This window comes from Kitasatospora sp. NPDC058190, from assembly GCF_042883685.1.
GTDB lineage: Bacteria > Actinomycetota > Actinomycetes > Streptomycetales > Streptomycetaceae > Kitasatospora.
This window is the reverse complement of sequence record NZ_JBHVVI010000047.1, coordinates 1-25,833: the sequence shown is the minus strand read 5'-3', so window position 1 is coordinate 25,833 and position 25,833 is coordinate 1. Positions and strand designations below refer to the sequence as shown.

Annotated in this window: 26 protein-coding genes and 1 riboswitch; of the genes, 15 read left to right on the top strand and 11 right to left on the bottom strand. The window is 73.6% G+C overall.

Going from position 1 to position 25,833, the window contains the following annotated elements; genetic code table 11:
• Positions 1 to 179 precede the first annotated feature (179 nt).
• The gene (locus ACFVWU_RS21895) at positions 180 to 926 is read left to right on the top strand and encodes an endonuclease/exonuclease/phosphatase family protein (RefSeq protein ID WP_387623455.1); all 747 of its coding nucleotides are present in this window, start codon (positions 180 to 182) and stop codon (positions 924 to 926) included.
• Positions 927 to 930: 4 nt separating this feature from the next.
• Here ACFVWU_RS21895 and ACFVWU_RS21890 read toward each other — a convergent pair whose 3' ends face one another.
• Positions 931 to 1,695 (bottom strand): hypothetical protein, encoded by a 765-nt coding sequence (locus ACFVWU_RS21890; RefSeq protein ID WP_387623453.1) that lies wholly within the window; start codon positions 1,693 to 1,695, stop codon positions 931 to 933.
• A gap of 10 nt (positions 1,696 to 1,705) precedes the next feature.
• Positions 1,706 to 2,500: an alpha/beta hydrolase gene (locus ACFVWU_RS21885; protein ID WP_387623451.1), complete on the bottom strand. Its 795-nt coding sequence runs from the start codon at positions 2,498 to 2,500 to the stop codon at positions 1,706 to 1,708.
• Positions 2,501 to 2,675: 175 nt separating this feature from the next.
• On the opposite strand from ACFVWU_RS21885, the gene ACFVWU_RS21880 reads away from it, so the two are divergent.
• The 3 genes from ACFVWU_RS21880 to ACFVWU_RS21870 are packed head-to-tail and all read left to right on the top strand — an operon-like array spanning position 2,676 to position 5,461.
• Complete coding sequence (locus tag ACFVWU_RS21880; protein WP_387623449.1) at positions 2,676 to 3,536, top strand: lysophospholipid acyltransferase family protein; 861 nt, start codon at positions 2,676 to 2,678, stop codon at positions 3,534 to 3,536.
• A 33-nt stretch (positions 3,537 to 3,569) separates the two neighbouring features.
• A complete protein-coding gene (gene macS / locus ACFVWU_RS21875) occupies positions 3,570 to 4,781 on the top strand; it encodes a MacS family sensor histidine kinase (RefSeq protein WP_387623446.1) in 1,212 nt (403 codons plus the stop codon).
• Complete coding sequence (locus ACFVWU_RS21870; protein WP_387623443.1) at positions 4,781 to 5,461, top strand: response regulator; 681 nt, start codon at positions 4,781 to 4,783, stop codon at positions 5,459 to 5,461. Before macS ends, ACFVWU_RS21870 begins: the two co-directional genes overlap by 1 nt.
• A 42-nt stretch (positions 5,462 to 5,503) precedes the next feature.
• On the opposite strand, the gene ACFVWU_RS21865 is transcribed toward ACFVWU_RS21870, so the two are convergent.
• Positions 5,504 to 7,438: an anthranilate synthase family protein gene (locus ACFVWU_RS21865; protein ID WP_387623441.1), complete on the bottom strand. Its 1,935-nt coding sequence runs from the start codon at positions 7,436 to 7,438 to the stop codon at positions 5,504 to 5,506.
• 305 nt (positions 7,439 to 7,743) lie between these two features.
• Here ACFVWU_RS21865 and ACFVWU_RS21860 point away from each other — a divergent pair, with 305 nt between their 5' ends.
• Complete coding sequence (locus tag ACFVWU_RS21860) at positions 7,744 to 9,078, top strand: class II 3-deoxy-7-phosphoheptulonate synthase (protein ID WP_387623438.1); 1,335 nt, start codon at positions 7,744 to 7,746, stop codon at positions 9,076 to 9,078.
• Positions 9,079 to 9,279: 201 nt separating this feature from the next.
• Positions 9,280 to 9,579: a bacterioferritin-associated ferredoxin gene (locus ACFVWU_RS21855; RefSeq protein ID WP_387623435.1), complete on the top strand. Its 300-nt coding sequence runs from the start codon at positions 9,280 to 9,282 to the stop codon at positions 9,577 to 9,579.
• Here the strand turns inward: ACFVWU_RS21855 and bfr are convergent.
• Entirely contained in the window at positions 9,576 to 10,055 is a 480-nt protein-coding gene (bfr, locus tag ACFVWU_RS21850; protein ID WP_224281434.1) for a bacterioferritin, read from the bottom strand. The genes ACFVWU_RS21855 and bfr overlap by 4 nt on opposite strands.
• Positions 10,056 to 10,286: 231 nt before the next feature.
• Here bfr and ACFVWU_RS21845 point away from each other — a divergent pair, with 231 nt between their 5' ends.
• Positions 10,287 to 10,916 (top strand): sulfite oxidase-like oxidoreductase, encoded by a 630-nt coding sequence (locus ACFVWU_RS21845; protein ID WP_387623431.1) that lies wholly within the window; start codon positions 10,287 to 10,289, stop codon positions 10,914 to 10,916.
• Positions 10,917 to 10,928: 12 nt separating this feature from the next.
• Here ACFVWU_RS21845 and pknB read toward each other — a convergent pair whose 3' ends face one another.
• From pknB to thiO, 4 genes are all read right to left on the bottom strand, one after another.
• On the bottom strand, positions 10,929 to 12,707 hold the full coding sequence (gene pknB, locus ACFVWU_RS21840) for a Stk1 family PASTA domain-containing Ser/Thr kinase (protein WP_387623428.1): 1,779 nt from the start codon (positions 12,705 to 12,707) through the stop codon (positions 10,929 to 10,931).
• A 100-nt stretch (positions 12,708 to 12,807) separates the two neighbouring features.
• On the bottom strand, positions 12,808 to 13,605 hold the full coding sequence (locus ACFVWU_RS21835; protein WP_387623426.1) for a thiazole synthase: 798 nt from the start codon (positions 13,603 to 13,605) through the stop codon (positions 12,808 to 12,810).
• A gap of 2 nt (positions 13,606 to 13,607) precedes the next feature.
• Positions 13,608 to 13,817: a sulfur carrier protein ThiS gene (gene thiS / locus ACFVWU_RS21830; protein ID WP_387623423.1), complete on the bottom strand. Its 210-nt coding sequence runs from the start codon at positions 13,815 to 13,817 to the stop codon at positions 13,608 to 13,610.
• Positions 13,814 to 14,989 (bottom strand): glycine oxidase ThiO, encoded by a 1,176-nt coding sequence (gene thiO / locus ACFVWU_RS21825; RefSeq protein WP_387623420.1) that lies wholly within the window; start codon positions 14,987 to 14,989, stop codon positions 13,814 to 13,816. The genes thiS and thiO overlap by 4 nt, the downstream gene beginning before the upstream one ends.
• Positions 14,990 to 14,992: 3 nt before the next feature.
• Positions 14,993 to 15,105, bottom strand: a riboswitch (TPP riboswitch).
• A gap of 128 nt (positions 15,106 to 15,233) precedes the next feature.
• On the opposite strand from thiO, the gene ACFVWU_RS21820 reads away from it, so the two are divergent.
• The 3 genes from ACFVWU_RS21820 (at position 15,234) to thiE (ending at position 17,565) form a co-directional block, all read left to right on the top strand.
• Positions 15,234 to 16,436: an NAD(P)/FAD-dependent oxidoreductase gene (locus ACFVWU_RS21820; protein WP_387623417.1), complete on the top strand. Its 1,203-nt coding sequence runs from the start codon at positions 15,234 to 15,236 to the stop codon at positions 16,434 to 16,436.
• 116 nt (positions 16,437 to 16,552) lie between these two features.
• A complete protein-coding gene (locus tag ACFVWU_RS21815) occupies positions 16,553 to 16,918 on the top strand; it encodes an Rv2175c family DNA-binding protein (protein ID WP_387623414.1) in 366 nt (121 codons plus the stop codon).
• Positions 16,918 to 17,565: a thiamine phosphate synthase gene (gene thiE / locus ACFVWU_RS21810; RefSeq protein WP_387623411.1), complete on the top strand. Its 648-nt coding sequence runs from the start codon at positions 16,918 to 16,920 to the stop codon at positions 17,563 to 17,565. Before ACFVWU_RS21815 ends, thiE begins: the two co-directional genes overlap by 1 nt.
• A 25-nt stretch (positions 17,566 to 17,590) precedes the next feature.
• Here the strand turns inward: thiE and ACFVWU_RS21805 are convergent, their stop codons facing one another.
• Positions 17,591 to 18,697, bottom strand: coding sequence for a polyprenyl synthetase family protein (locus ACFVWU_RS21805; protein ID WP_387623408.1), 1,107 nt, complete (start codon positions 18,695 to 18,697; stop codon positions 17,591 to 17,593).
• Between the two features lie 173 nt (positions 18,698 to 18,870).
• Between ACFVWU_RS21805 and metF the strand changes: the two genes are divergently transcribed.
• Together metF and ACFVWU_RS21795 are read left to right on the top strand one after the other, a co-directional pair.
• Positions 18,871 to 19,785: a methylenetetrahydrofolate reductase [NAD(P)H] gene (gene metF, locus ACFVWU_RS21800; protein WP_387623405.1), complete on the top strand. Its 915-nt coding sequence runs from the start codon at positions 18,871 to 18,873 to the stop codon at positions 19,783 to 19,785.
• A gap of 183 nt (positions 19,786 to 19,968) precedes the next feature.
• Entirely contained in the window at positions 19,969 to 20,841 is an 873-nt protein-coding gene (locus ACFVWU_RS21795) for a hypothetical protein (RefSeq protein WP_387623403.1), read from the top strand.
• 18 nt (positions 20,842 to 20,859) lie between these two features.
• Here the strand turns inward: ACFVWU_RS21795 and ACFVWU_RS21790 are convergent, their stop codons facing one another.
• Both ACFVWU_RS21790 and ACFVWU_RS21785 read right to left on the bottom strand, forming a co-directional pair.
• On the bottom strand, positions 20,860 to 22,353 hold the full coding sequence (locus tag ACFVWU_RS21790) for a phytoene desaturase family protein (RefSeq protein ID WP_387623400.1): 1,494 nt from the start codon (positions 22,351 to 22,353) through the stop codon (positions 20,860 to 20,862).
• 11 nt (positions 22,354 to 22,364) lie between these two features.
• On the bottom strand, positions 22,365 to 22,982 hold the full coding sequence (locus tag ACFVWU_RS21785) for a DUF4126 domain-containing protein (RefSeq protein ID WP_387623397.1): 618 nt from the start codon (positions 22,980 to 22,982) through the stop codon (positions 22,365 to 22,367).
• Between the two features lie 580 nt (positions 22,983 to 23,562).
• Between ACFVWU_RS21785 and ACFVWU_RS21780 the strand changes: the two genes are divergently transcribed.
• From ACFVWU_RS21780 to ACFVWU_RS21770, 3 genes are all read left to right on the top strand, one after another.
• Positions 23,563 to 24,162, top strand: coding sequence for an SAV_6107 family HEPN domain-containing protein (locus tag ACFVWU_RS21780; RefSeq protein WP_387623394.1), 600 nt, complete (start codon positions 23,563 to 23,565; stop codon positions 24,160 to 24,162).
• Positions 24,163 to 24,207: 45 nt separating this feature from the next.
• Complete coding sequence (locus ACFVWU_RS21775) at positions 24,208 to 24,960, top strand: methyltransferase domain-containing protein (RefSeq protein WP_387623391.1); 753 nt, start codon at positions 24,208 to 24,210, stop codon at positions 24,958 to 24,960.
• A 452-nt stretch (positions 24,961 to 25,412) separates the two neighbouring features.
• Positions 25,413 to 25,802 carry a DUF3040 domain-containing protein gene (locus ACFVWU_RS21770; RefSeq protein ID WP_387623388.1) on the top strand — a complete coding sequence of 130 codons (390 nt, stop codon included), beginning with the start codon at positions 25,413 to 25,415 and terminating at the stop codon, positions 25,800 to 25,802.
• The last annotated feature ends 31 nt before the right edge of the window (positions 25,803 to 25,833 follow it).

Here is a 25,833-nt window from a genome sequence, read left to right as displayed (position 1 = left end):
TGTCGGAGCGTTGGCTCAGGGGGGAGACTGCTGTACCCCCCCTTCGCTGTCGGAGCGTTGGCTCAGGGGGAGCTTCCAAGCCCGCCGGCGGCGGTGCGACCGGGCCCCGACCAATCCCGGACGCGCCGCCGCCGTCGCATTACGGTCGGACCCGGTGACGCACGCACACAGGGGAGACCATGACCGCCGCACCCGTCCAGCCGCCGCCGCCCGGCCCGCGCCGGCTGCGCCTGCTCAGCTACAACATCCGCTCGCTGCGTGACGACCGGCGGGCACTGGTGCGGGTGATCCGGGCCTGCGCGCCCGACCTGGTCTGCATCCAGGAGTCGCCGCGCTACTGGCGGCCCGAGGGGCAGGCCGCCTGGCTGGCCCGGAGCACCGGGACGGTGGTGCTGGCCGGGGGCGGCCGCACCGCCGCGGGGCCGCTGCTGCTCGGCCGGCCCGGCGCGGTGGAGGTGCTCGGCGTGCACGACCGGTTGCTGCCCAAGACCCGCGGCCTGCACGCGCGCGGCTTCGCCACCGCGCTGCTGCAGCTGCCCGGCGGGGCGCCGTTCACCGTCACCAGCTGCCACCTCAGCCTGGATGCCGAGGAGCGGTACGGGCAGTTCGAGCTGCTGCTCGACCAGCTCGCCGTCGCCGAACAGGGCATCGTGGCCGGGGACTTCAACGAGCACCCGGACGGGCCGGGCTGGCGGCTGCTGGCCTCGCAGCTGTGGGACGGCTACCCGACCGCGCCCTGGGGCGGGGAGTTCACCTCGGTGCCCGAGAACCCGTACCAGCGGATCGACGCCGTCTTCGCCACGCCCGGGATCACCGTCCTCGGCTGCGGGGTGCCGCACGGGCTGCCCGGCGTCACCGGGGCCGACCTGCGGGCCGCGACCGACCACCTGCCGGTGCTGGCGTTCCTGGAGCTTCCCGAGGGCTGAAAGGTCAGACGACCGCGCCGTGGTCCGGGTCCTCCGGCTCGTCCTCGTCGCGGTCCTTCATCCGGGCGACCAGGGTGACGAAGCCGCCGAGGAAGGCGGTGATCCCGACCCAGGCAGGCCAGCCGGAGATCTCCCGCCACACCACCGCGTCGATCAGCAGCAGCGCCGGGCCGCCGAGCACCGCCAGCCAGGCGAACTTGGCGGTCGTGTCGGCGGCGGGCAGCGGCGGGGGCTCCGGCGGGATGTAGTGGCCCTCGTCGGTCTCCTCGTCCAGCTCGAAGTCGCGCGGGCCGGACGCGGCGGCCGGGAGGACGGGCCGGCCGGAGCGGGAACGGGGCTGCGGGGCCAGGTCGGAGAGGTCGTCCGGGTCGGCCCTGGGGCCGACGCCGTCCTTGAAGCCGCCCTTGAGCTCGTTCTGCGCCCGGAGGTTCTCGATCTCAGGCCAGTTGGGGTTGGTGAGGTCCACCGGGTCGTCGAACTGGGCCACCAGCGCGGCGAAGATCGCGTCCTGCTCGGCCTGGCTGCGCTCGGGGGTGCGGCGCGCGCGGGACTCCGAGGGGGCGGGGGCGGCATCCGGTTCGGTGGCGCCCCCGGCGGGTGCGATGGGCGCGGCTGCGCCCGCCCCCGTACCGTCCGACTCCGTGCCGCCCGGCGGGCCGCCCATGGTGCCGTCCCCCTGGACGGTGCTGTCCTTGGGCGCGCCGTCCGTCCGCGCGCCGTCCTCGCGGGGCTTCTCGTCCCCGCCGCCCGCCGTGCTGCTCTCGTGCACTTCCGGCCCTTCAGCCCTGGTGATCGTCGGATTCGGCCCTGCCCGCCCCCGCCGCGTGCGCGGGGGCCAGCCGTCGGATGAAGTCCAGGCTCGCCGAGAATATTTCCGCCGCGTCGTGGTCCAGCGTCGCGACGTGGAAGCTGCGCTGGCACAGCCGCTCCGTCACGTCGGTCGAGGATATCCGGGCCAGCACGAGTTCCGAGTTGGCCGGCGAGACGACGTGGTCCTGCGGACTGTGGAAGAGCAGCACCGGCTGGGTCACCTGCGGCAGCCGCCGCTGGACCTCCTGCCACAGCCGGGCCAGTGACCACGCGGCGTGCAGCGGGGTGCGGTCGTAGCCGAGCTCGTTCACGTCCGGCTTCTGGATGTCGTTGACGATCCCGGGCAGGCTCGGGACGAGGTGCCGGAGCACCGGAAGCAGCACACTCGCGGGGTTGTCCGAGCGCACCGACGGGTTGACCAGGACCAGTCCGGCCACCTTCGGGCCGTGCAGCGCGGCCAGCCGCAGCGCCAGCGCGCCGCCCATCGACAGCGCGCAGACGAAGACCTGCTCGCACTCCCCGGCCAGGGCCAGCAGTTCGCGCTCGACCTCGGCGTACCAGTCCTCCCACCGGGTGACCTGCATGTCCTGCCACCGGGTGCCGTGCCCCGGCAGCAGCGGCAGCGAGACGGTGTACCCGGCCGCCGCCAGCTCCTCGGCCCACGGCCGCAGCGACTGAGGCGAGCCGGTGAAGCCGTGGCACAGCAGCACTCCCACCGGTCCGCCGCGGTGGCGGTACGGTTCGGCACCGGGCAGCAGCGGCATGGCGGACTCCTTCGCGGGCTGGTGGCGCTGGGGGAGGGACGCGGAGAGGGGAGCTGCGGGTTTTCGCATCGTCCCACGCCCCGCGCCGGGACGTACACCCCTTACGGCGGGGCCGGGCACAGCGGACGGCCGCGGGGCATTAGGATCGACCGGTCCGCATAACAGGAGGCCCGGGTTGTTCTACCGACTGATGAAGATGATCGTCGCGCCACTGCTTCGGATCTTCTTCCGGCCGTGGATCGAGGGTGAGGAGAACATCCCGACCGAGGGTGCGGCGATCATCGCGAGCAATCACCTGTCCTTCTCGGACTCCTTCTTCTTCCCCGCGCTGATCAAGCGCCGGGTCACCTTCATCGCGAAGGCCGAGTACTTCAACACCCCGGGCCTCAAGGGCCGGCTGACCGCCGCCTTCTTCAAGGGCGTCGGCCAGCTGCCGGTGGACCGCTCGGGCGTGCGCGGTGCCGGCGAGGCCGCGATCCGCAGCGCCATCGCGGTGCTGGACCGCGGCGAGCTGTTCGGCGTCTACCCCGAGGGCACCCGATCGCCCGACGGCAAGCTCTACCGCGGCAAGGTCGGCGGTCTGGCCCGCGTCGCGCTGGCCACCGGCGCGCCGGTCATCCCGGTCGCCATGATCGACACCGAGAAGGTGCAGCCGCCCGGCCAGGTGGTCCCGAACTTCGGCATCCGCCCGGGCATCCGGATCGGCCGTCCGCTGGACTTCTCCCGCTACCACGGCATGGAGAACGACCGCTTCATCCTCCGTTCGGTGACGGACGAGGTGATGTACGAGATCATGCGGCTCTCCGGCCAGGAGTACGTGGACATCTACGCGACCGCCGCCAAGCGGCAGATCGCCGACGAGAAGAAGAAGGCCGACGCCGAGCGCCGCGCGGCCGCCAAGGCCGAGAAGGCCGAGGCCGCCGAGGCGGAGAAGGCTGCGGAAGCCGAGAAGGCCGCGGAAGCCGAGAAGGCCGCCGAGGCCGGGAACGGCGAGAACAGCGGGAAGCCGGAGCAGAAGGGGACCGGGTCGGACTGACCGACCCGGTCGGGTCCAGGGGAGGGCACGGGGATGGCGGAGGGCGCGAGAGCCGGAGCGCTCGGCGGCACGGTGGCGGCCGGTGGGATGTCCGTCGAACTCCCGCTGTGGAAGGCGATCTCCTACTTCCGGGTGCTGGCCCTCTGCTACGCCCTGCTGCGGTACTTCAACGCCTACCTGCACTTCCTGCACCCGGTCTCCGGCTGGATCTTCCTCGGCGCGCTGACCCTCTGGACGCTCGCCAGCACCCGGGCCTTCGCCGACCCGCAGCGCTGCACCTGGTTCGTGCTGGGCTTCGACCTCGCCCTGGCCGTGACCGGCATCGTGATGAGCGGGATGATCGACGCCCCGGCCCGGATCAGCCACGGCGCGCTCACCCTGCCGACCATCTGGGCCGCCGGCTCGGTGCTCGGCTGCGCCGCGAAGGGCGGCTGGCGTCCGTCGGCGGCGGCCGGCTCGGTGATCGGGATCGCCAACATCCTCGGGCACGGCGGTCCGACCGGCGACAACATCCACAACATCGTGCTGCTGCTGGTGGCCGGGATCGCGATCGGGTACGTGATCGAGTTGGCCCGGGCCAGCGAGGCCACCCTGGCCCGGGCGCTCCAGGTCGAGGCGGCCACCCGGGAGCGCGAACGGCTCTCCCGGGACATCCACGACGGCGTGCTGCAGGTGCTCGCGCTGGTCCAGCGCCGGGGCGCGGAACTGGGCGAGGGCGCCGGCGGCGGCGCGGACTTCGCCGAGCTGGGCCGGCTCGCCGGTGAGCAGGAGCGCGCGCTGCGGGCGCTGATGACCGGCGGTCCGCTCCCGGCCCAGCGCGCCGTGGACCTGCCGGAGGCCGACGCCGCCGAGCCGTGCGACCTCACCGCGCTGCTGCGCCCGTACGCCGACGAGCGGATCACGCTCTCCGCCCCCGGCACCCCGGTGCTGCTGCCGGGCCCGGCGGCGCGGGAGCTCGCCGCGGCGGTCGGCGCGGCCGTGGACAACGTGCGCAAGCACGCGGGGGAGCAGACCCGCGCCTGGATCCTGGTGGAGGACGAGCCGGCGGCCGTCACCGTCAGCATCCGCGACGAGGGGCCCGGCTTCGCCCCCGGCCGACTCGGCGAGGCGGAGCGGGCCGGGCGGCTCGGAGTCTCCCAGTCCATCCGCGGCCGGCTGCTGGACCTCGGCGGTACGGCCGAGCTGTACTCGGCGCCCGGGGAGGGCGTCGAGGTCGAACTGCGGGTCCCGAGGGAAGGGTTCTGATGACCGATCAGCCGACGACCGACCGGCCGGTGCGGGTGATGGTGGTGGACGACCACCCGATGTGGCGCGACGCCGTCTCCCGCGACCTGGCCGAGGCCGGGCTGGACGTGGTGGCCACGGCGGGCGACGGCGAGGAGGCCGTGCGCCGCGCCCGCGCCTGCTCACCGCAGGTCGTCGTGCTGGACCTCAACCTGCCGGGCCTGCCCGGCGTCGAGGTGTGCCGTCAGGTGGTCGCGCACGACCCAGCGGCGCGGGTGCTGGTGCTGTCGGCCAGCGGTGAGCACCAGGACGTGCTGGAGGCGGTGAAGTCCGGCGCGACCGGGTACCTGGTGAAGTCGGCCGGGCGGGACGAACTGCTGGACGCGGTGCGCCGTACGGCCGTCGGCGACGCGGTGTTCACCCCGGGGCTGGCCGGTCTGGTGCTGGGCGAGTTCCGCCGGCTGGCCGCCGAGCCGGCCCCGGCCTCGGCGCCCGCCGTCCCCCAGCTGACCGCTCGGGAGACCGAGGTGCTGCGGCTGGTGGCCAAGGGTCTGTCCTACCGGCAGATCGCCGACCGGCTGGTGCTGTCGCACCGGACGGTGCAGAACCACGTGCAGAACACGCTGGGGAAGCTGCAGCTGCACAACCGGGTGGAGCTGGTGCGGTACGCGATCGAGCGGGGGCTGGACGAGGAGCTGTGAAGCGGTCCCGGGCCGGTGCACGCCCGGGACCCTTCCACCTCCTCAGCGCGCTACGGCCGCCGTCTGCTTCAGCAGGGCCGCCACGATGTCCACGCCGTCCCGGGTGAGCACCGACTCCGGGTGGAACTGCAGGCCGGCGAAGCCGGGGCCGCGCAGGGCGTGGACGTCGCCGGTGACGGCGTCCCGGGCGACCTCGACGCCCTCGGCGGCCAGCCGGGCCGCGTCGGCCTCCGAGCAGCGCGCGGTGAAGGTGTTGTAGAAGCCGACCGTGCGCTTGCTGCCGAACAGGTCGATGGCCTCCTGCGCGCCCTGGTACGGGACGGCCTTGCGGCCGAGCGCGAGACCGAGCTCGGCGGAGAGCAGCTGGTGGCTGAGGCAGACCGCGAGCAGCGGCGCGGTGCGGGCGCCTGAGCGGACGGCGGCCAGGGCGTCCGCGACGATCGGGCGCAGCACCGCCATCTTGGGGTCGTCGGCGAGCGCCGGGTCGCCCGGGCCGGGGCCGAGCACCAGCGGGCCGCGGTGCGCCGCGACCAGCTCGCGCAGGCCCGGCTCGTCGAAGCGGACCACGGTGACCCGGTGGCCGAGCGAGGTCAGCAGGTGGGCGAGCATCGAGGTGAAGGTGTCCTCGCCGTCCACGACCAGGGTCGGCTCGGCCTCGGTGACCTCGGACGGCGACTGCATCCGCAGCCAGAACGGGGCGAGGTCGGCCCGGCGGGCGTCGAGCGCGGCCTGCACCCGGTGGTCGTCGGCGAGCCGGGGCCCGGTGGAGCCGGGCAGCCGGACGGGGGCGGGCCGGGCGCCGATGGCGGTGAGCACCCCGGCGGCCTTGGCGTGGGTCTCGGCCACCTCGGACTCCGGGACGGAGTGGCGCACCAGGGTGGCGCCGACCCGGACGACCAGCTGCCCGGTGGCCGGGTCGATGTCGGCGGTGCGGATGCAGATCGGCGAGTCCAGCAGCTGCCCGCCGCTGGCGGAGCGGCCGATCAGGGCGAGCGCGCCGGAGTAGTAGCCGCGCCCGGCGGGCTCGTAGCGCTTGATCACCCGGGTGGCGTTCTGCACCGGGCTGCCGGTGACGGTGGCGGCGAACATCGTCTCGCGCAGCACCTCGCGGACGTCCATCGAGGTCTGCCCGCGCAGCTCGTACTCGGTGTGGGCGAGGTGGGACATCTCCTTGAGCCGGGGCCCGAGCACCTGGCCGCCGAGGTCGCCGACCGTGCACATCATCTTGAGCTCTTCGTCGACCACCATGGTCAGTTCCTCCAACTCCTTCGGGTCGTGCAGGAACTGGAGCAGCGAGTCGAGGTCGGCGCCGCCGGCCGGATAGCGGTAGGTGCCGGAGATCGGGTTCATCACGACGGTGCCGCCGCTCTGCCGGACGTGCACCTCGGGGGAGGCGCCGACCAGCACGCGCTCGCCGGTGTGGACCAGGAAGGTCCAGTACGCGCCGCGCTCCTGGTCCAGCAGTCGCCGGAACAGGGAGAGGGCCAGCTCGGGGGAGAAGGCTTCCAGCGTGGCGTGGAAGTCGCGTCGGATCACGAAGTTGGCGCCCTCGCCGTTGCCGATCTCGTCCTCGATCACCCGGCGGACGATGGCCGCGTACTCCGCGTCGTCCACGTCGAAGGCGCCGCCGGTCAGCGAGACCGGCAGCTGCGGCAGGGCGGCGGTGAACTCGGCCAGCGGCAGGGCGTGCTGCTCGGTCACCGAGAGGGCCTGGAGCGGGGTGCCGTCGTCGTGCGCCTCGAAGCCGCGCTCGCGGATCTGGCGGTACGGGACGAGCGCGAGCAGGTCGTGGACCGGGCCGGCGGACGGGATGCCGGCGCGGACCGGCAGGTCGGCGAGGCGGTCGTAGCTGCCGACGGTGCCCAACAGCACCTCGACGGTGTCCGGGGCGTGTCGGGGGGTGCGGCGGTGCAGCAGGGCGAAGGCGGGCGCGCCGGGGGCGGTGAGGCGGGCGAGCAGCTCGGCAGGGGTGGTCACGAGTACGGCTTCCTTCCGGGAGGAATGTCGAGGGCGGTGCTGGGTTCCGCTCCAGGAGGGCCGTCTCTGCCTCAGACGTCGACGGCCGCCCCGAGGGGCGGCCGTCGTGTTCGTCTAGGAACGCGCGAGCTGTGGGCCACCCATGGGGGAGGCCCACCACCAGGAGTGGGTGTGGGGCGCGTACATGGGTCGAGCGTATCGGATACTGCCGAGCGGGTGACGGTGCACGCGGCTTTGTCCGAGATATGTCTCATCCCTCGGGCAATCGGCACGAATCGCTCGCGTCACCCCGTAGCCTTGGCGTTGTGACCGTGACGAATCTCCACTCCTGGCAGTCCCTGCCCGCGGTGCAGCAGCCTGAATGGCCGGACCAAGAGGCTCTGCGCAAGACCCTTGCTGAGCTCGCCTCCTATCCGCCCCTCGTCTTCGCCGGCGAGTGTGACCAGCTGCGCGCCCGGCTCGCTGCCGTGGCGCGTGGGGAGGCGTTCCTCCTCCAGGGCGGCGACTGCGCCGAGGCCTTCGACGGCGTCTCGGCCGAGCACATCCGCAACAAGCTGAAGACCCTGCTGCAGATGGCCGCCGTGCTGACGTACGCGGCCTCGGTCCCGGTCGTGAAGGTCGGTCGGATCGCCGGTCAGTACTCCAAGCCGCGCTCCAAGTCGACCGAGACCCGCGACGGCGTGACCCTGCCGGTCTACCGCGGCGACTCGGTGAACGGCTTCGAGTTCACCCCCGAGTCCCGCATCCCGGACCCGGAGCGCCTGAAGCGGATGTACAACGCCTCCGCCGCGACGCTCAACCTGGTGCGCGCCTTCACCACCGGTGGTTACGCCGACCTGCGCCAGGTGCACGCCTGGAACCAGGACTTCGTGCGCAACTCGCCGGCCGGCCAGCGCTACGAGCAGCTCGCCCGGGAGATCGACAACGCCCTGGCGTTCATGAACGCCTGTGGTGTGGCGCCGGAGGAGTTCAAGACCGTCGAGTTCTTCTCCTCGCACGAGGCGCTGATCCTCGACTACGAGACCGCGCTGACCCGCGTGGACTCGCGCACCGGCGAGCTGTACGACGTCTCCGGGCACATGGTGTGGATCGGTGAGCGCACCCGCCAGCTGGACCACGCGCACATCGAGTTCGCCTCCAAGATCCGCAACCCGATCGGGGTCAAGCTGGGCCCGACCACCTCGGTGGACGAGGCGCTCACCCTGATCGAGAAGCTGGACCCGGAGCGCGAGCCCGGCCGCCTCACCTTCATCACCCGGATGGGCGCGGGCAAGATCCGCGACCACCTGCCCACCCTGCTGGAGAAGGTCACCGCCTCCGGCGCCCAGCCGGTGTGGATCTGCGACCCGATGCACGGCAACACCTTCGAGGCGTCCAGCGGTCACAAGACCCGCCGCTTCGACGACGTGCTCGACGAGGTCAAGGGCTTCTTCGAGGTGCACCGCGCGCTCGGCACCCACCCGGGTGGCATCCACGTGGAGCTGACCGGCGACGATGTCACCGAGTGCGTCGGCGGCGGCGACGAGGTCCTGGTGGACGACCTGCACCAGCGCTACGAGACGGCCTGCGACCCGCGGCTCAACCGCAGCCAGTCGCTGGACCTGGCGTTCCTGGTGGCGGAGATGTACCGCGGTCAGTAACGAGTGGGGCCGCCGCCCCGCCCTGAGGCGAGCGGGCGAATCACTGTGACGAAAGCCCCTCCGGATTCGGGATTCCCGAGCCCGGAGGGGCTTTTTCGTACCCGGATCGGCGGGTAAGGTGAGGCTTAGTGAACTAAGGCGAGCCTTAGTCAAGATCCACTCTGCGTGCTTCGGCCGCGCTTCACCCCGGGAGAGACCTCGATGTACGTGTGCATGTGCCATGCGGTCACCGAGGACCAGGTGAAGAAGGCGATCGACGGGGGTGCCAGCACCCCGCGCCAGATAGCGAAGGGCTGCAAGGCGGGCACGGACTGCGGGTCCTGCGTCCGCCGCATCCAGGCGCTGCTCGGTGAGCACGGCGCCCGGCCCTGCCCGACCGCCCGACTGGCCGCGAAGCTCGGCCTCGCCGACGCGGAGGTCCAGGACGTTCCCGCGCCGGCCGCCCCGAAGCCGGCCCCGACTGCCTCGATCGCCCCGGTGGTCCCGCTGCGGGTGGCCTAGGACTCCGGCTGCTCGATCACCTGGGCGATGTAGAGCGCCTCGCCGAGTTTCTCCAGCAGCTCCAGCTGGGTGTCGAGGTAGTCGATGTGGTGCTCCTCGTCCGCCAGGATGTCCTCGAAGATGTTCGCCGAGGTGACGTCGTTCTTGGCCCGCATCACCACGATCCCGCGCTTGAGCCGGTCGATCGCCTCGACCTCGATCTGGCGGTCGGCCTCGAACATCTCCTTGACCGTCTGGCCGATCCGGACGTGGAACAGCCGCTGGTAGTTGGGCAGCCCCTCCAGGAACAGGATCCGGTCGGTGAGCGTCTCGGCGTGCTTCATCTCGTCGAACGACTCGTGCCGGGTGTACTTGGCGAGCTTCGTCCACCCGAAGTTCTCCTGCATCTTGGCGTGCAGGAAGTACTGGTTGATCGCGGTGAGCTCGGCCGTGAGCTGCTCGTTGAGGAACTCGATGACCTCCGGGTCGCCCTGCATGGTGCTGCCTCCCTGCGCTACGTCCTGCGGTGAGTCCTGCGCTGCGCATCCTGGCACCGTATTGGGAGGAAATTCCAGTAAGTTCACACTCACTAGGACATGTGGCGGAATGTCCGATTCGGGGTGAAGTCGGAGGGTGGGTGATCGACCATTGGCCCGTATGGGCAGGGCGTGAACCGCGCGTGAAGGGGCGCGCGCCAGAGCTTGTCCGCCGTCTGTCACCATGGAGCCATGGGTCAGTCCGAACAAGAACCGTTTCCGCCGTCTGACCCGAGGCTCCCCCCGGGCCAGCGCGTGCAGCGCGGCTGGCCTGCCCTGCACTACGGGCCGGTGCCCCGCTTCAAGCCGCTGACCTGGGACCTCCAGGTGTTCGGCGCCACCGCCTCGGCGGAGAAGCACAGCTGGGACTTCGAGGCCTTCACCGCCCTGCCGCGCACCACCGTGGTCGCGGACCTGCACTGCGTCACCAAGTTCTCGCTGCTCGGCAACGAGTGGACGGGTGTGCCCGCCGCCACCCTGCTCGACCTCGTTCCCCCGGCGCCCGGCGTCACCCACGTCATGGTCTGGGCCGAGTACGGCTACAGCGCCAACCTGCGGCTGGCCGACTTCGCCGACGAGCACACCCTGCTCGCCACCCACCGCAACGGCGAGGCGCTGACCGCCGAGCACGGCTTCCCGGTCCGGCTGGTGGTCCCGCGGCTGTACGCGTGGAAGGGCCCCAAGTGGGTGCGCGCGGTGGAGTACATGCGGGCCGACCGGCGCGGCTTCTGGGAGGAACGCGGCTACCACAACCTGGCCGACCCCTGGCGCGAGCAGCGCTACTCCTACCAGGAGGAGCCCGGCGACGGGCCGCTGCGCTGAGGCCCGGCCCGGTCAGAAGAACGAGAAGGTGACCGTCACCACGGTCTTCTGCGGGCGCCGCTCGCCGGCCGCCGGGGACTGGCCGCTCACCTTGCCGATGCCGAGGGTCCAGTCGGTGGCGGCCTTCATCGTGAATCCCGCCGCCTGCAGCGCCTTCTGCGCGTCGTCCCGGCTCATCCCGGTGACGTTCGGGATCGCCACCATGCCCTTGCTGACCACCAGCGAGACCGCGGCGTTCTCCTGCAGCTGCTGTCCGGCGGCGGGCGAGCTGCTGATCACCGAGCCCTCCGGCACCCCGTCGTCGTAGGTCTCGGTCACGGTGCCCCTGGTCAGCTGGGCGGCGGCCAGCGCGGCGGCCGCGTCGTCCGCGCTCTTGCCGGTGACGTCCGGTACCGCGATCCGCTTGGGGCCTTTGGAGACGGTGACGGTCACCGCGTCGCTCTTGCGGGTGCGCGCGCCCACCCCGGGGTCGGTGGAGATCACCTGCCCGGTCGGGACGGACTCGCTGTACGCCTCGACGAACCTGCCGTGCATGCCCTCCGCGTCCAGGATCCGCTGCGCCTCGCCCCGGTCCTTGCCGAGCACGCCCGGCACCGAGCCGTACAGTCCCTCGGAGATCCCGTACGTGGCGCCGCCGACCGCCAGCACCAGGGCGGTCAGTGCGGCCGCCCAGATCATCGGCTTGCGCGGGAGGCGGCGCAGCCGGCCCGGCCGGCGGGTCCGCACCGGGGTTGGCTCGTCGTACGGGCGCGGCTCGACCAGCAGCTGGTCCATCAGCTCCGCCGGGACGTCCAGCACGCTGGTGCGCTCCGGCGGCGGGGCGTCGGCGGTCCGGGGCAGCGGCTGGATCACCGAGGTCGGCTCGCTGGTCGGGTAGCGCGGGCTGGGCCGGGTGGAGGCCGGCGGTTCGGCGTCCAGCTCGGCCGGGGTGAGGGTGCGGCGGACCCGCTGGACGGCGGCGAGCAGTTCGACCGCGTCGTACGGGCGGGCGTCGGCGGCCCGGGCGCAGGCGCCGGCCACGATGGCGTCCAGCGCCGGGGTGACGGCGGGGGCGACCAGCGAGGGGGCGGGGACGTCCTCGTGCAGGTGCTTGTACATGACCTGGACGGGGTTGTCGCCGGTGTGCGGGCGGCGGCCGGTGAGCATTTCGTACAGCAGGATGCCGGACGCGTAGACGTCGACCCGCTGGTCGGTGGGGGCGTCCGGGAGGATCTGCTCTGGGGCCAGGTAGGAGACGGTGCCCATCACGGTGCCGCCGGTGGCGGTGCTGGTCGAGGTGGGCGCGCCGTCGGCGCTGCCGAGCACCCGGACCAGGCCGAAGTCGGCGACCTTGACCAGGCCGCTCTCGGTGATCAGCACGTTCTCCGGCTTGACGTCCCGGTGGACCAGCCCGGCCCGGTGGGCGGCGCCGAGGGCGGCGAGCACCGGCTCCAGGACGTCCAGCGCGGCCCGCACCGACAGGGCGCCGCGGTCGCGCAGCAGGTCGCGCAGGGTGCGGCCGGGGACGTACTCCATGGCGAGGAAAACGTTTCCGCCGTCCGCGCCCTGGTCGAAGACGTTGACCACATTGGGGTGGGTGAGCTTGGCGACCGCCTTGGCCTCGCGGATGAAGCGGGCGGTGAAGCCCTCGTCCCCGGCCAGCTGGGGGTGCATCACCTTGAGGGCGACCACCCGGTCCAGCCGGGTGTCGGTGCCCCGGTACACGGTGGACATCCCGCCGGTCGCGATGCGCTGCTCGACCCGGTACCTGTTGTCGAGCAGGGTACCGATCAGAGGGTCGTGCAAAGCCATGTCCACCCGGGGGAGTCTAGTGGTGAAGCCGCGCGCCGGACCCGGAGGACACCTCCTCCGGGCCCGGCTGTGCCCGGCTTGTGACACGGGGCACCCGGTCTCAGAAGGCGGGCCGCTCCCGGGTGTCCAGGGCGGCGCGGCCGGCCATCGCGGAGGAGGCCTCGGCGTGGAAACGACGCGGGATGCGGCCGGCCCGGTGGGCGAGCCGGCCGGCCTCGGCGGCGTGCCGCATCGCCTCGGCCATCAGCACCGGGTCCTGAGCACGCGTCACCGCGGAGGCGAGCATCACCGCCGCGCAGCCCAGCTCCATCGCCAGCGCGACGTCGGAGGCGGTGCCGGCGCCCGCGTCCAGGATCACCGGGACGCCCGCGCTCTCCACGATCAGCTGGAAGTTGTGCGGGTTACGGATGCCCAGACCGGAGCCGATCGGCGAGCCCAGCGGCATGATCGCCGCGCAGCCGACGTCCTCCAGCTTGCGCGCCAGCACCGGGTCGTCGTTGGTGTACGGGAGCACGGTGAAGCCGTCGTCGACCAGGGTCTCGGCGGCGTCCAGCAGCTCGATCGGGTCGGGCAGCAGGGTGCGCTCGTCGGCGATCACCTCCAGCTTCACCCAGTCGGTGCCGAGCGCCTCGCGGGCCAGCCGGGCGGTCAGCACGGCCTCGCCGGCGGTGAAGCAACCGGCCGTGTTGGGCAGCACCTGGATGCCGTTGCGGGTCAGCACGTCCAGGACGGAGCCCTGGGTGGTGGCGTCGACCCGGCGCATGGCCACCGTGGTCAGCTCGGTGCCGGAGGCGAGCAGCGCGCGCTCCAGGACCTCCAGACTGGGCGCGCCGCCGGTGCCCATGATGAGCCGGGAGGAGAAGGTCGTCCCGGCGATGGTGAGAAGGTCGTCGGCCATGGTCAGCCTCCCTGGACGGCGGTGAGGATCTCGACCCGGTCGCCGGTGTTCAGCGGCGTGTCGGACCACGAACTACGGGGCACCACGGCCTCGTTGAGGGCGGCGGCGACGCCCGTGTTGGCCTTGCTGACGGTGGCCACCAGCTCGGCGAGGGTCGTGGTGGCGGGCGTCCGGCGGGGCTCGCCGTTGACGGTCAGGGCGATCTCGGTCATGCGGAGGCCTTCGTGGTGGAGTGGTCGGGGGAGAACCGGGCGGGCGTGAACGGCCTTGCGAGGTCAGGGACTTCGCCGGTCGCCAGGTACTCGGCGACCAGGTCGGCGGTCACCGGGGTGAGCAGCACGCCGTTGCGGTGGTGGCCGGTGGCGGCGACCAGTCCGGGCAGCGGGGTCGGGCCCAGCAGCGGGGCGTTGTCCGGCGAGCCGGGGCGCAGCCCGGCGGAGGTCTCCACCAGCGGGAGTTCGGTGATACCGGGGACCAACTCGTGAGCGTCGCGCAGGAGTTCGTACACCCCGCCGGCGGTGACGGTGGTGTCGTAGCCCTGCTCCTCGGTGGTCGCGCCGATCACCAGCTCGCCGTTCTCGCGCGGCACCAGGTACACGTGCTGCCCGCGCACGACCGCACGGACGTTGCGGGAGAGGAACGGCCGGTAGGCGTCCGGGATGCGGAGCCGCAGCACCTGCCCCTTCACCGGGCGGATCGCGGGCAGCACGCCCTCGGGCAGGCCGGGCAGCCGGTGGCTGTGCGGGCCGGCGGCGAGCACGATCTGATCGGCGGTCACCGTCTCCCCGGTGCTGAGCCGGGCGCCGACCGCGCGGCCGTCCTCGACGAGCAGCTCGACGGCCTCGGCGCGCCGACCGACGACGCCCGCGCGCTCACCGGCCAGCAGCAGTGCGGTGAGCAGCCGCCGGGGATTCACCTGGTGGTCGTTCGCGACGTGCAGGCCGCCGCGCACGCCGGGGGCCAGCATCGGCTCCAGCCTGCGGGCCTCCCGGCCGGTCAGCCAGCTCGACTCCAGGCCGAGCCGCTGGTGGAAGGCGTGCAGTTCGCGCAGTTCCTCGCGGTCGTCGGAGTCCAGTGCGACGGCGATCGTGCCGCACCGGCGGTAGCCGGTGTCCTCGCCGCCGCTCGCCTCGGTGAGCTCGGCGGCGAAGGCCGCGTACCGCTCGTTCGAGGCCATGCCGAGGCGCAGCAGCGGCTCCTCGCCGTACTGCAGCTCGGTGACCGGGGCGAGCATCCCGGCCGCGACCGCCGCCGCCCCGCCGCCGGGGGAGGGGTCGACCACGATCACGTTCCCCAGCCCGCGCTGCGCGGCGCGCCACGCGACGGCGAGGCCGACGATGCCCCCGCCGATCACCAGCACGTCGGCGCGGTCGCCTGATGGCAAGCGTGACAAAGCTGCTCTTCTCCCTTCGCCGGTATGACCCGGATCAGGTTCGGACGGTCGCGGGCCGTGCCAGCCCGCCTCTCAGCCCGGTACGCCGGGCTCCCGTGTGGTGCACCCACCTTAACGCCGGGGGTCGGCCCGGCCGAAGGGCCGTGTGAGGGGTGGGACGGGTGAGCAGGGTGGTTGCCGCCGGGCCCGCCCGAAGGGCGGACGGCCGCCGGGTGCCGCCGCGGCGCTGAGTACAGTGACGGGCGTGGCAGAGCTGAGCGGAACGGATCAGGTGGTCGTCGTCGGGGCCGGGCTGGCCGGGGCGCAGTGCGCCCTGAAGCTGCGGCAGGGCGGCTGGCGGGGGCGGATCACCCTGGTCGGCGAGGAGCCGCACGCGCCGTACGACCGGCCGCCGCTCTCCAAGGACGTGCTGCTCGGCAAGGTCGACGCCACCACCCTGGACATCGACTACGGGCCGCTCGGCATCGAGCTGCTCACCGGTCGTCGCGCCACCGGTCTCACCCCGGGCGTGCTGCACACCGACGGCGGCGACCTCCCGTACGACTCGTTGGTGATCGCCACCGGCGCCACTCCGCGCGCCCTGCCCGGCGCCGAGCGCGCCCACCTGCTGCACACCCTGGACGACGCCCTGGCGCTGCGCGCGCTGCTGCGCCCCGGGCTGCGGCTGGTCCTGGTCGGCGCGGGCTGGATCGGCGCCGAGGTGTCCACGGCCGCGCGGCAGGCCGGCTGCGAGGTGACCGTGGTGGAGGCCGGCCCGGCGCCGGTGCCGGGCGCGCTGCCGACCGGGGTCGGCTCGGCGATGGCGGCCTGGTACGCCGCGGCCGGGGTCGAGCTGCGCTGCGGGGTCGGCGTGGCCGCCGTCGAGCCGGGCGCGGTGCTGCTGGCGGACGGCTCGCACCTGCCCGCCGACGAGGTGGTGGTCGGCGTCGGCGCCCGGCCCGCGACCGGCTGGCTGGCCGGCTCGGGCGTCGAGCTGGACGAGGCCGGGTCGGTCCTGGTGGACGAGCGGCTGCGCACCAGCCTGCCCGGGGTCTTCGCGGCCGGGGACTGCGTCAGCTACCCGTCGGCCCGCTCCGGCGCCCGGCTGGCCGTGCAGCACTGGGACCACGCGCTGCAGTCCGGTGAGGCCGCGGCCGCCGCCGTGCTGGGGGCGGACGCGCCGTACGACCCGGTGCCGTACTTCTGGTCCGAGCAGTTCGGCCGGATGGTCCAGTACGCCGGCCGGCACGCCGAGGGCGACGAGCTGCTGTGGCGCGGAAGCCCGCAGGACGCCGCCTGGTCGGTGCTCTGGCTGCGCGACGGGATGCCGAGCGCGCTGCTGGCGGTGGACCGGCCGCGCGACCTGACCCAGGGGCGGAAGCTGATCGAGCGCGGGGCGGTGCTGGACCCGGCCCGCGCGGCGGACCCGTCGGTGCCGCTGAAGGCTGCCACCAGGTAGGGCCCGTCTTCAAACCCCCGTCGTCCGCCCGGAGGGCCGCCCCGCAGGCGAGGGTTTGAAGACGGGCCCTCGGGGGCCGTGTGCGTGGCGGGGGGCTGAGGTGGCAGTCTGGTGCCGTGAGTGAGATCGATGCCAAGACTGAAGCCCTGGTCCCCGAGTGGCTGTACCTCCCCGACATCTCCGAGCGGTGGGGTGTGGTGGTCACCGAGGTCCGCAACATGGTCAAGCACGGTGACCTGATCGCGGTCCGCCGCGGCCCCAACAAGTCGCTGCAGGTCCCGGCGGCGTTCGTCGACGAGACCGGCCCGGTCAAGCACCTGGTCGGACTGCTGACCGTGCTGCGGGACAGCGGGTTCTCCGACACGGAGATCATCGAGTGGATGTTCACCGAGGACCCGTCGCTGCCCGGCACCCCGGTGCAGGCGCTGTGGGAGAACCGCGCCACCGAGGTCAAGCGCCGCGCCCAGGCCATGGCGCTGTGATGAGCGGCCTGCGCGCCCGCCTGGCCGACGCCCGGCTCTACCTGTGCACGGACGCCCGCCGTGAGCAGGGCGACCTCGCCGAGTTCCTGGACGCGGCGCTGGCCGGCGGCGTGGACATCGTCCAGCTCCGCGACAAGGGCCTGGAGGCCAAGCAGGAGCTGGCGGCCCTGGAGGTCTTCGCCGACGCCTGCCGCCGCCACGGCAAGCTGCTGGCCGTCAACGACCGCGCCGACGTCGCCCACGCGGCCCGGCCGGACGTGCTGCACCTCGGCCAGGACGACCTGCCGGTGCCGGCCGCCCGGGCGATCCTCGGCGAGGACGTGCTGATCGGACGGTCCTGCCACGCCGAGTCCGAGGTGGACGCGGCGGTCGCCGAGCCGGGCGTGGACTACTTCTGCACCGGCCCGGTCTGGCCGACCCCGACCAAGCCGGGCCGCCCGGCGCCGGGCCTCGGCCTGGTGTCGTACGCGGCGAAGCAGCCGACCGACCGGCCGTGGTTCGCGATCGGCGGGATCGACCTCGGCAACCTGGACGAGGTGCTGGCCGCAGGGGCCCGCCGGATCGTCGTGGTCCGGGCCGTCACCGCGGCGCAGGACCCGCAGGCGGCCGCCGCCGAGCTGTCCCGCCGGGTGCGCGCGGCGCTCTGACCGCCTCCGGGGCCGTCGCCGTCCGTCAGTACTTGCGGACGGTGGCGGCCTCGGCCAGTGCCAGCAGCACCGCACGGGCCCGCTCGTCGGCGAGCGGCGCCGCCTCCAGCGCGGCCAGCGACTGCCGCATCAGCTCCTCGATCCGGCGCTCCACCAGCTCGGGCGCGCCGCTGCGGGCGACCAGCTCGCGCAGCTCGACGACCTCCTCGGCGGCCAGGTCCGGCGCGCCGAGCCGGGCGTCCAGGTGCCGGGCGTCGGCGGGCGACAGGGCGTGCATCGCGTGCGCGACCAGCAGGGTGCGCTTGCCCTCGCGCAGGTCGTCCCCGGCCGGTTTGCCGGTGACGGCCGGGTCCCCGAAGACCCCGAGCAGGTCGTCCCGCAGCTGGAAGGCCTCGCCCAGCGGCAGCCCGAACGCCCCGAAGGCCTCGACCAGCTCCGGCCCGGCCCCGGCGAGCAGGGCGCCGACCTGCAGCGGTCGCTCGATCGTGTACTTCGCCGACTTGTAGTGCAGGACGGTCTGCGCGCGGTCCAGCGCGCCCTCGTCCGTCGAGTCGCCGGCCACCGGCTCCAGCACGTCCAGGTACTGGCCGACCATGACCTCGGTGCGCATCAGGTCGAACACCGGCTTGGCGGCCAGCACGGCGGCCGGGTCCAGTCCGGAGCGCAGGAACAGCTCGTCGCACCAGATCAGCAGCAGGTCGCCGAGCAGCACCGCGGCCGAGGCGCCGTACTGCTCGCGGTCGCCGCGCCAGCCGCTGTCCCGGTGCAGGGCCTCGAAGCGGCGGTGGACGGAGGGAAGGCCGCGGCGGGTGTCGCTGCGGTCCATCAGGTCGTCGTGCACCAGGGCGCTGGCCTGCAGCAGCTCCAGCGCGGCCGCCGCGTTGGCGATCCCCTCACCGGCGGCCGGGCCGCCGGCGCCGCGCCAGCCCCAGTAGCAGAAGGCCGGGCGCAGCCGCTTGCCGCCGTCCAGCAGGAAGTCGCGCAGCGCGTCGGAGACGGGCTCCAGCTGCGGCGAGATCTCGCCGAGCAGCGCGGACTGGCCCTCCATGAACGCGGCGAGGGCGGCGTTGACGCGCGCGCGGACGTCCTCCACGTCAATGGGGTTGGCCGGCCGGTTGCTGGACGAGGTCACGATGATGCTCCGCTGGTTCGCTGGGGTGCAGCAAGCGTAGCGGGGGAGCCGGGAACAGGCGTGCGAGCGGGATCCCGGGGCGCCCGGGAGGCAAGCGGAGGGGAGTCCACCTCTTGTCCCGCATCGTGGGATCGAGTTGCCCGGCCCCTTCGACCGCCGGATAACCTGCCAGCATGGCACTCGGCATCGCTTCCACGAGACCGGATCGCGCGCAGACGGTCCGCGAGCTCCTGGCGGCCGGAAAGCGCTCCTTCTCCTTCGAGTTCATGCCGCCCCGCAGCGAGGTCGGCGAGCAGAAGCTCTGGGACGCCATCCGTCGGCTCGAACCGCTGGACCCCAACTTCGTCTGCATGACGTACGGCGCCGGCGGCTCCTCCCGCGAGCGCACCGTCAACATGGTCGGCCGGATCGCCACCGAGACGACGCTCACGCCGGTCGCCCACCTGACCGCGGTGGACCACTCGGTCGCCGAGCTGCGCAACATCATCGGCCAGTACGCCGACCAGGGGGTGCGGAACATCCTCGCGGTCCGCGGCGACCCGCCCGGCGACCCGATGGGCGACTGGGTCCGGCACCCGGACGGCGTCACCTACGCGTACGAGCTGGTGGAGCTGATCAAGGGCATCGGTGACTTCTGCGTCGGCGTCGCGGCCTCGCCGAACCGGCACCCGCGCTCGGACGACTGGGACGAGGACATCCGGCACTTCGTCGCGAAGATCCGCTCCGGCGCGGACTACGCGATCACCCAGATGTTCTTCGAGGTGGACGACTACCTGCGGTTCCGCGACCGGGTGACCGCCGCGGGCTGCCAGACGCCAATCATCCCGGAGATCATGCCGGTGACCAACGCCAAGCAGCTGGAGCGCTTCCCGCAGCTCAGCGGCTCGGCCTTCCCGGCGGAGCTGGAGGCCCGGCTGCGGGCGGCCGTCGACGACCCGGCGGCGCTGCGGGCGATCGGCATGGAACACGCCACCGCGATGGCCGAGCGCCTGCTCGCCGAGGGCGCGCCCGGCCTGCACTTCATCACGCTCAACCACTCGACGGCGACGCTGGAGATCTACCAGAACCTGGGGTTGCACTGCCGTTAGAAGCCCTGGCGCTTTTTGGGCGAGTGTTCACGAGCCCGTCACCGTCTCGACGGTGGCGGGCTCGGTCGTGTGCGGCCGGTGCGGTCGGCGGCGGGAACGCGATGCGGTACCCCGGCCGTTGAACCGGTACAGTCGCCGCACACGCGCGGCGCGCGCGGGCACGCGACTGGAGGTAGCGCGCGGATGGGCATCGGATTCCTGCTGCTGTACGTCGCGTTGGCGGTGGTGGCGCTCTGGCTGATCGCCGAGGTCCTGCTGCAGAACCGGGCGCCGCTGCACTGGCGGGTGCTCGCCCTGGTCGGCTTCCTCGGCGTCGCCGCCGGGATGTCCCTCGGCTCGGTCGTGGTGATCGGTGCCGGCGCCGGACTGTTCGCGGTGGGCCAGGCCTTCGTCACCCTGTCGGTCAAGCGCGGCCACCGGAACGGCTGGTCCCTGCGGAAGGCCGACGGCAGCCTGCCCGGCCCGCTCGCCAAGGTGCCGCTGCTCGGCGCCCTCACTGGCGGCGCGGCGGCGGTCGCGGCCGTCGCGGCGACCGAGGACCTGGTCGGCGAGGTCAGCGCGGTCGAGGAGACCCCGGCCCCAGCCTCGGCCCCGGTTGAGGTGTCGGTCACCGAGGACGTCCCGGAGGTCGAGCAGACCGCCGCCTTCGAGATGCAGGAGCTGAGCCAGGACGGCGTCTACGCCCCCGCGTACTACGAGCAGCAGGCCCAGCAGCAGCCCCAGGACCCGTACGCCGCGGCCTACCAGTCCGGCTACGACCAGCAGCAGTGGCAGACCCAGCAGCAGCCCGCCTTCGCGTACGACCAGCAGGCCTACGACGGCTACCCCCAGCAGCAGGACCCGTACGGCGGCTACGTCCAGCAGCAGGACCCGTACGCCGGCTACCAGCAGCAACAGCACCAGCAGCAGGCCTGGGACCCGAACGCCCAGCAGCAGTGGCAGCCCCAGCCCGAGCAGTCCCACCCGGACCAGCACGGCCAGGGCATCCCGCAGCAGCCGATGTACGACCAGAGCGGCTACGGCTACCAGCAGCAGAGCACCTGGCACCAGGGCTGACGGGCGGCGGCTCCCCGGTCACGCCGGGCCGATGAGGCCTGCCGCGATGCAGGCCGACATACCGACCCGGGAGAGCCCGCCGCCGGGGTGGGCGTTGCCGCCGATCAGGTAGAGCCCGGGGACGGGGGACTCGTTGGCGGCCTTCAGCCACGCTCCCGAGGATCCGGCCAGGACCGGCCGGGCGATCGCGCCGCCCAGCGCGCCGGTCTCCCGGCGGGTGTCCTCCGGGGTCCGCACGACCCGCCACAGCACCCGCTCGCGCAGGCCGAGGCCGGCCGCGTCCGCGTGGGCCAGCAGCTGGTCGGCGTAGCGGTCGGCCACGCCCGGGGCGGTCCAGTCGAACTCGCCCTGGGCCGGGACGGTCGCGGTCAGCACCACGCTCTCGTGGGCGTCGTCGGGGCGCAGCGCCGGGTCGTCCGGGCGCAGCACCTGGACGGTCGGGCGCTCGCAGGGCGGCGCGGAGAGGGTCAGGGCGTTCTCCTCGGCGGCCGAGTCGGCCGCGTGCACCACCGTCCGGTGCGCGGTGCCCTCCGGACGCGGACCGCGCAGTGCCAGCAGCACGCTGAACCGGCCGGGCACCTGCTGGGGCTCCCAGTGCTCGACCGGCAGGCCAGGCCGCTCGGCGAGGCCGTGGCGGTGGAGGGTGTTGACGTCCATCGCCGAGACCACCAGGTCCGCGTCGATCCGGCCGGCCGCCGTCTCGACCCCGCTCGCCCGGCCGTCCTCGACGACCACCCGGGTCACCGGGGTGTCGAAGCGGAACTCGACCCGGCGCAGCTCGCAGCGCCGGAACACCGCCTCCGCGAGGGCCCGCAGGCCGCCCCGGACGTACCAGACGCCGAAGGACTGCTCCATGTACGGCAGCACGGTGGCCCCGGCCGGCGCCTGCCCCGGGGCGAAGCCGTACCGCACCGCCGCCTCGAACAGCAGGGCGGACAGGCCGGGGTGGCCGCCGAGCTCGCGCCGCGCCACGTCCGCCAGCGTCCACGGCCGCGGACGGCGCAGCCGGGCCAGGCCGCTGGGCGCCGGGACGGGGTACGGGTCGGTGCCCAGGAAGCCCCGGTCGGCCGGGAGCGGTTCCTCCAGCAGCGGGCGGCGGGTGGCCTCCCAGACCGTCCGGCCGTGGTTCATCACCGCGCTCCAGCGGGCGCCGGAGCCCGCGCCGAAGGCGGCGTCCAGGGCCTGGCTGACACCGCCGCGCGAGGCGTTGGGCAGGGTGACGGCGGTGCCGTCGGCGAAGAGGTGCCGGCTCTCCGGGTCCACCGGGGCCAGCTCGACCAGTTGCTCCAGCGGCTCCTTGCCGGTCTTCAGCGCGAGGTCGCGGTAGACGGCGGGCAGCGGGAGCAGGCCGGGCCCGGTGTCGAAGGCGAAGCCGTCGCGCTCGTACCGGCCGACCATGCCGCCGTAGGTGCCGCCCGCCTCGCAGACCGTCACCCGGTGGCCGAGGGTCGCCAGCCGGGAGGCCGCCGCGAGCCCGCTCATTCCTGCACCGATGATGACGATCTTTGCCATGGCACCCGATCCTAGGCCTGCCGGGAGAGCGCACCCGCCCCGGCCGCCCGGGCGGCCCTGCGTGCGCGGCGGCGGGCCCGGAAGGCACGGATCTTGCTGATCGCCAGCCAGACCAGCAGCAGGCCGACGACCAGGAGCACGGCGGCGATCGAGGCTGCCAGCCAGGGGTGGAAGATCGCCAGGATGACCAAGCCGGCCACCGAGAGGTCCTCCAGCAGGCTGACCACGATGTTGCTCGCCGGCTCGGGCGAGGTGTTGACGGCCATCCGCAGCGAGGCCTTCACCAGGTGGCTGACCAGCGCCGTGGTCCCGCCCATCGCGCCGGCCGCGACCTCGCTGAGCGAGCCCGGGTCGGTGCTCGCGATCAGCACGCCCACCACGGCGCCCGCGATCGGCCGGATCACCGTGTGCACGGCGTCCCAGACGGTGTCCACGTACGGGATCTTGTCCGCCACCGCTTCGAGCAGGAACAGCACCGCCGCCGCGATCAGCACATCGGTGCGCTCCAGCGCGTGCGGCACCGACTGGGCGTCGGCGAAGCGGCCCAGCAGACCGAGCAGCAGCACCACCGCGTACGCGTTGATGCCGCTGGCCAGACCGCTGGTGAAGATCAGCGGCAGGATCGTCATCGCGTCCCTTTCCTCGCAGTCCCGGGATTCGAGACTCCATGATTCGCTCCGGCCGGGCGGGCAGCTCCGGCCCCGCGTACCGTACCGGGACCCGGGACGTCGCGGCCCACCGCCGCGGTTCCGGACCGGGCGGAGGACGGCGGGCTGAGTACGGATACTCAGATCCAGGGTTGAGTACCTCAGCGGATGGCCTCCGACCTGCCGGGACGGGAAAGTAGTGGCATCCGGGAGGGACGGCGCGTCGGGCGCCGGACCACCCGGGTGGCGGATCCGTCCGTCCCCCCGGCCGGGAGGGCCCGGGGGCGGCGGCGGAGTCCGCACAGGTGCCGGTCACGGACCCCGCACCGCCGACACGGGGCGGCGGAGCGGACCGGGGGGAGACCGGCCACCGAGGGGGGAACCGCGCCCCGCCTCCCGGTGGGGGGACGGCGGAGCGACGGCACACGGCGGCGGCGCGGCACGGGGGAGGGCCCGCGCCTGCCGCCGGTACGCCGACCGGGTGAGGATTGTCAGTGGTGCCGTTCACGATGGGGGAGCACGGACCACCCGGTCCGCGCGCTGCCTCGGAACGGGGGAGACCATGACCATCAGCCGTCCTGAGCCCGTCACCGCCCGCCTCCACTCCACCGCCCTGCCGCACTCCCAGGGCTTCCCGGGGTCCCCGGGGTCCTCCGGGGGACGCCCCGCCGGGCGAGACGTCCATCCCGTGCTGCGCCGGACGGCCGCGCCGCCCGCCGCCCTCGACCTGCTCGCCGACGCCCACCGCACTCTCGCCCGTGCCCGCGTGCTGGAGGACCCGCTGGAGCGCTACGCCACCGCCCACCTGGCCGCGCTGCGCACGGTCGCGGCCGTGCTGGCCGTGCGCGGGCGGCCGGAGAAGAGCCCACGAAGGCGCAAGGCCATCCGCAGCGCCTGGGAGGTGCTGCCCGAGGTGGCCCCCGAACTCGCCGAGTGGGCGCTCTACTACGGCGCCGGCGCCCGCCGCCGGGCCGCCGCCGAGGCCGGGATCCGGGGCGCCGCCTCGGCCCGCGACGCCGACGACCTGATCCGCAACTCCGCCCTGTTCCTGCGCCTGGTCGAGCGCCTGCTCGGCCTCCACCCGAGCCCGCCCGCCCCCAGGCTCCCGCTGGACGACGAGGAGCCCCCGGCCGTGAACGGCGCGGCCACCCGCCAGGCTTAAGGTGGAGGCATCCTGATCGAACTGCACGTGCCAAGGAGCCCGACCTTGTACCCGACGCGTCCCCGCAGTGCCCTGCGTACCGCCGTGGTGTGGGAGGTGGTGCGGGCAGCCCTGGAGAAGCGGGCGGCCGAGCTGGACCAGCCGGTGCTCGACGTGGTGGACACCGGCGGCGGCACCGGCAACTTCGCCGTGCCGGTGGCCAAGCTCGGCCACCGGGTCACCGTGGTCGACCCGAGTCCGGACGCGCTGTTCGCGCTGGAGCGCCGGGCCGCCGAGGCCGGCGTGACGGACCTGGTGCGCGCCGTCCAGGGTGACACCCAGACGCTGCCCGAGCTGGTCGCCCCCGGCACCGTGGACGCGGTGCTCTGCCACGGCGTGCTGGAGGTCGTGGACGACCCGGCCGAGTCGCTCGGCAGTCTGGCCGCCACCCTGCGCAAGGGCGGCCTGGTCAGCCTGCTGGCCGCCAACCGCAACGGCGCCGTCCTGGCCCGCGCGCTGGCCGGCCACTTCAACGAGGCCCGGACGGTGCTCTCCGCCGTCGACGGCCGTTGGGGCGAGCAGGACCCGATGCCGCGCCGCTTCACCGGCGAGGAGCTCGGCCGACTGGCCGAGGGCGCGGGCCTGCGGGTCGAGTCGGTGCACGGCGTCCGGGTCTTCGCCGACCTGGTGCCCGGCGTGCTGGTGGACACCGAGCCGGGCGCGATGGAGGCGCTGCTGAAGCTGGAGGAGGCCGCCGCCGCGCAGCCCGCCTTCCACGCCGTCGCCACCCAGCTGCACCTGCTGGCCACCCTGGCCTGAGCCCTCGCCGAGTCCTCGTTGAGCCCTCGGTCCAAGCCCGGGGGCCCGCCCGCCGCCGTACGGTTCGCACACCGTGCGGCGGCGGTTCGCTTCCCGGACGGGTGCCGGTCTCCTGCGCCTCGCCCCGGTGCGTTCGCGAATCCTCCCCGGCTCCGGGCTGATTCCACCCCATCGGGCACTTGTCCGAGCCGTCCCGCGTTGAGACCGGTGCGGCCCCGCCCGGTCGAAGTGGCCCGTCCCACGCGGCGCAGACCACCCCGTAACGGGCTCACGGACCGTATGATCTGGGTAAAGCCGGAAAGCATGACAGCCGGATGCGTGGGGCATATGGACGACACGGGCCGGGTCCCCCCGCACAGGCGTCCGACCGTGTGCCCGAGGCTGATTGGACTTGCCTCCCCGACCGGGGCGGCGGACCGGTCGCACCCGCGACCGACGAGTAGGAGGACTCCGTGCCGCTCTCGGAGCACGAGCAGCGACTGCTCGACCAGATGGAGCGAGCGCTGTATGCCGAAGATCCCAAATTCGCGTCAGCGCTTGAGGGAACCGGGCTGCGCACCTACACCCGTCGGCGGGTCTATCTGGCCATCGCCGGTTTCGTGGTGGGGATCGGCCTGCTGATGGGCGGCATGGTCGTTCCGGACCAGATCTGGGTCAGCGTCGTGGGCTTCCTGGTGATGCTCGGGTGCGCGGTGTTCGCCGTGACCGGCTGGCGCCGCGGGCCCGCGGGCCAGGGCTCCGGCCCCCGTCAGGCCGCCGCTCCGCGCCGCAAGGCCGGGATGATGGACCGCGTGGAGCAGCGCTGGCAGCGCCGCCGGGACGAGCAGACCGGCGGCTTCTGAGCCGCTCGACGACAGCGTAGGACACAAGCTG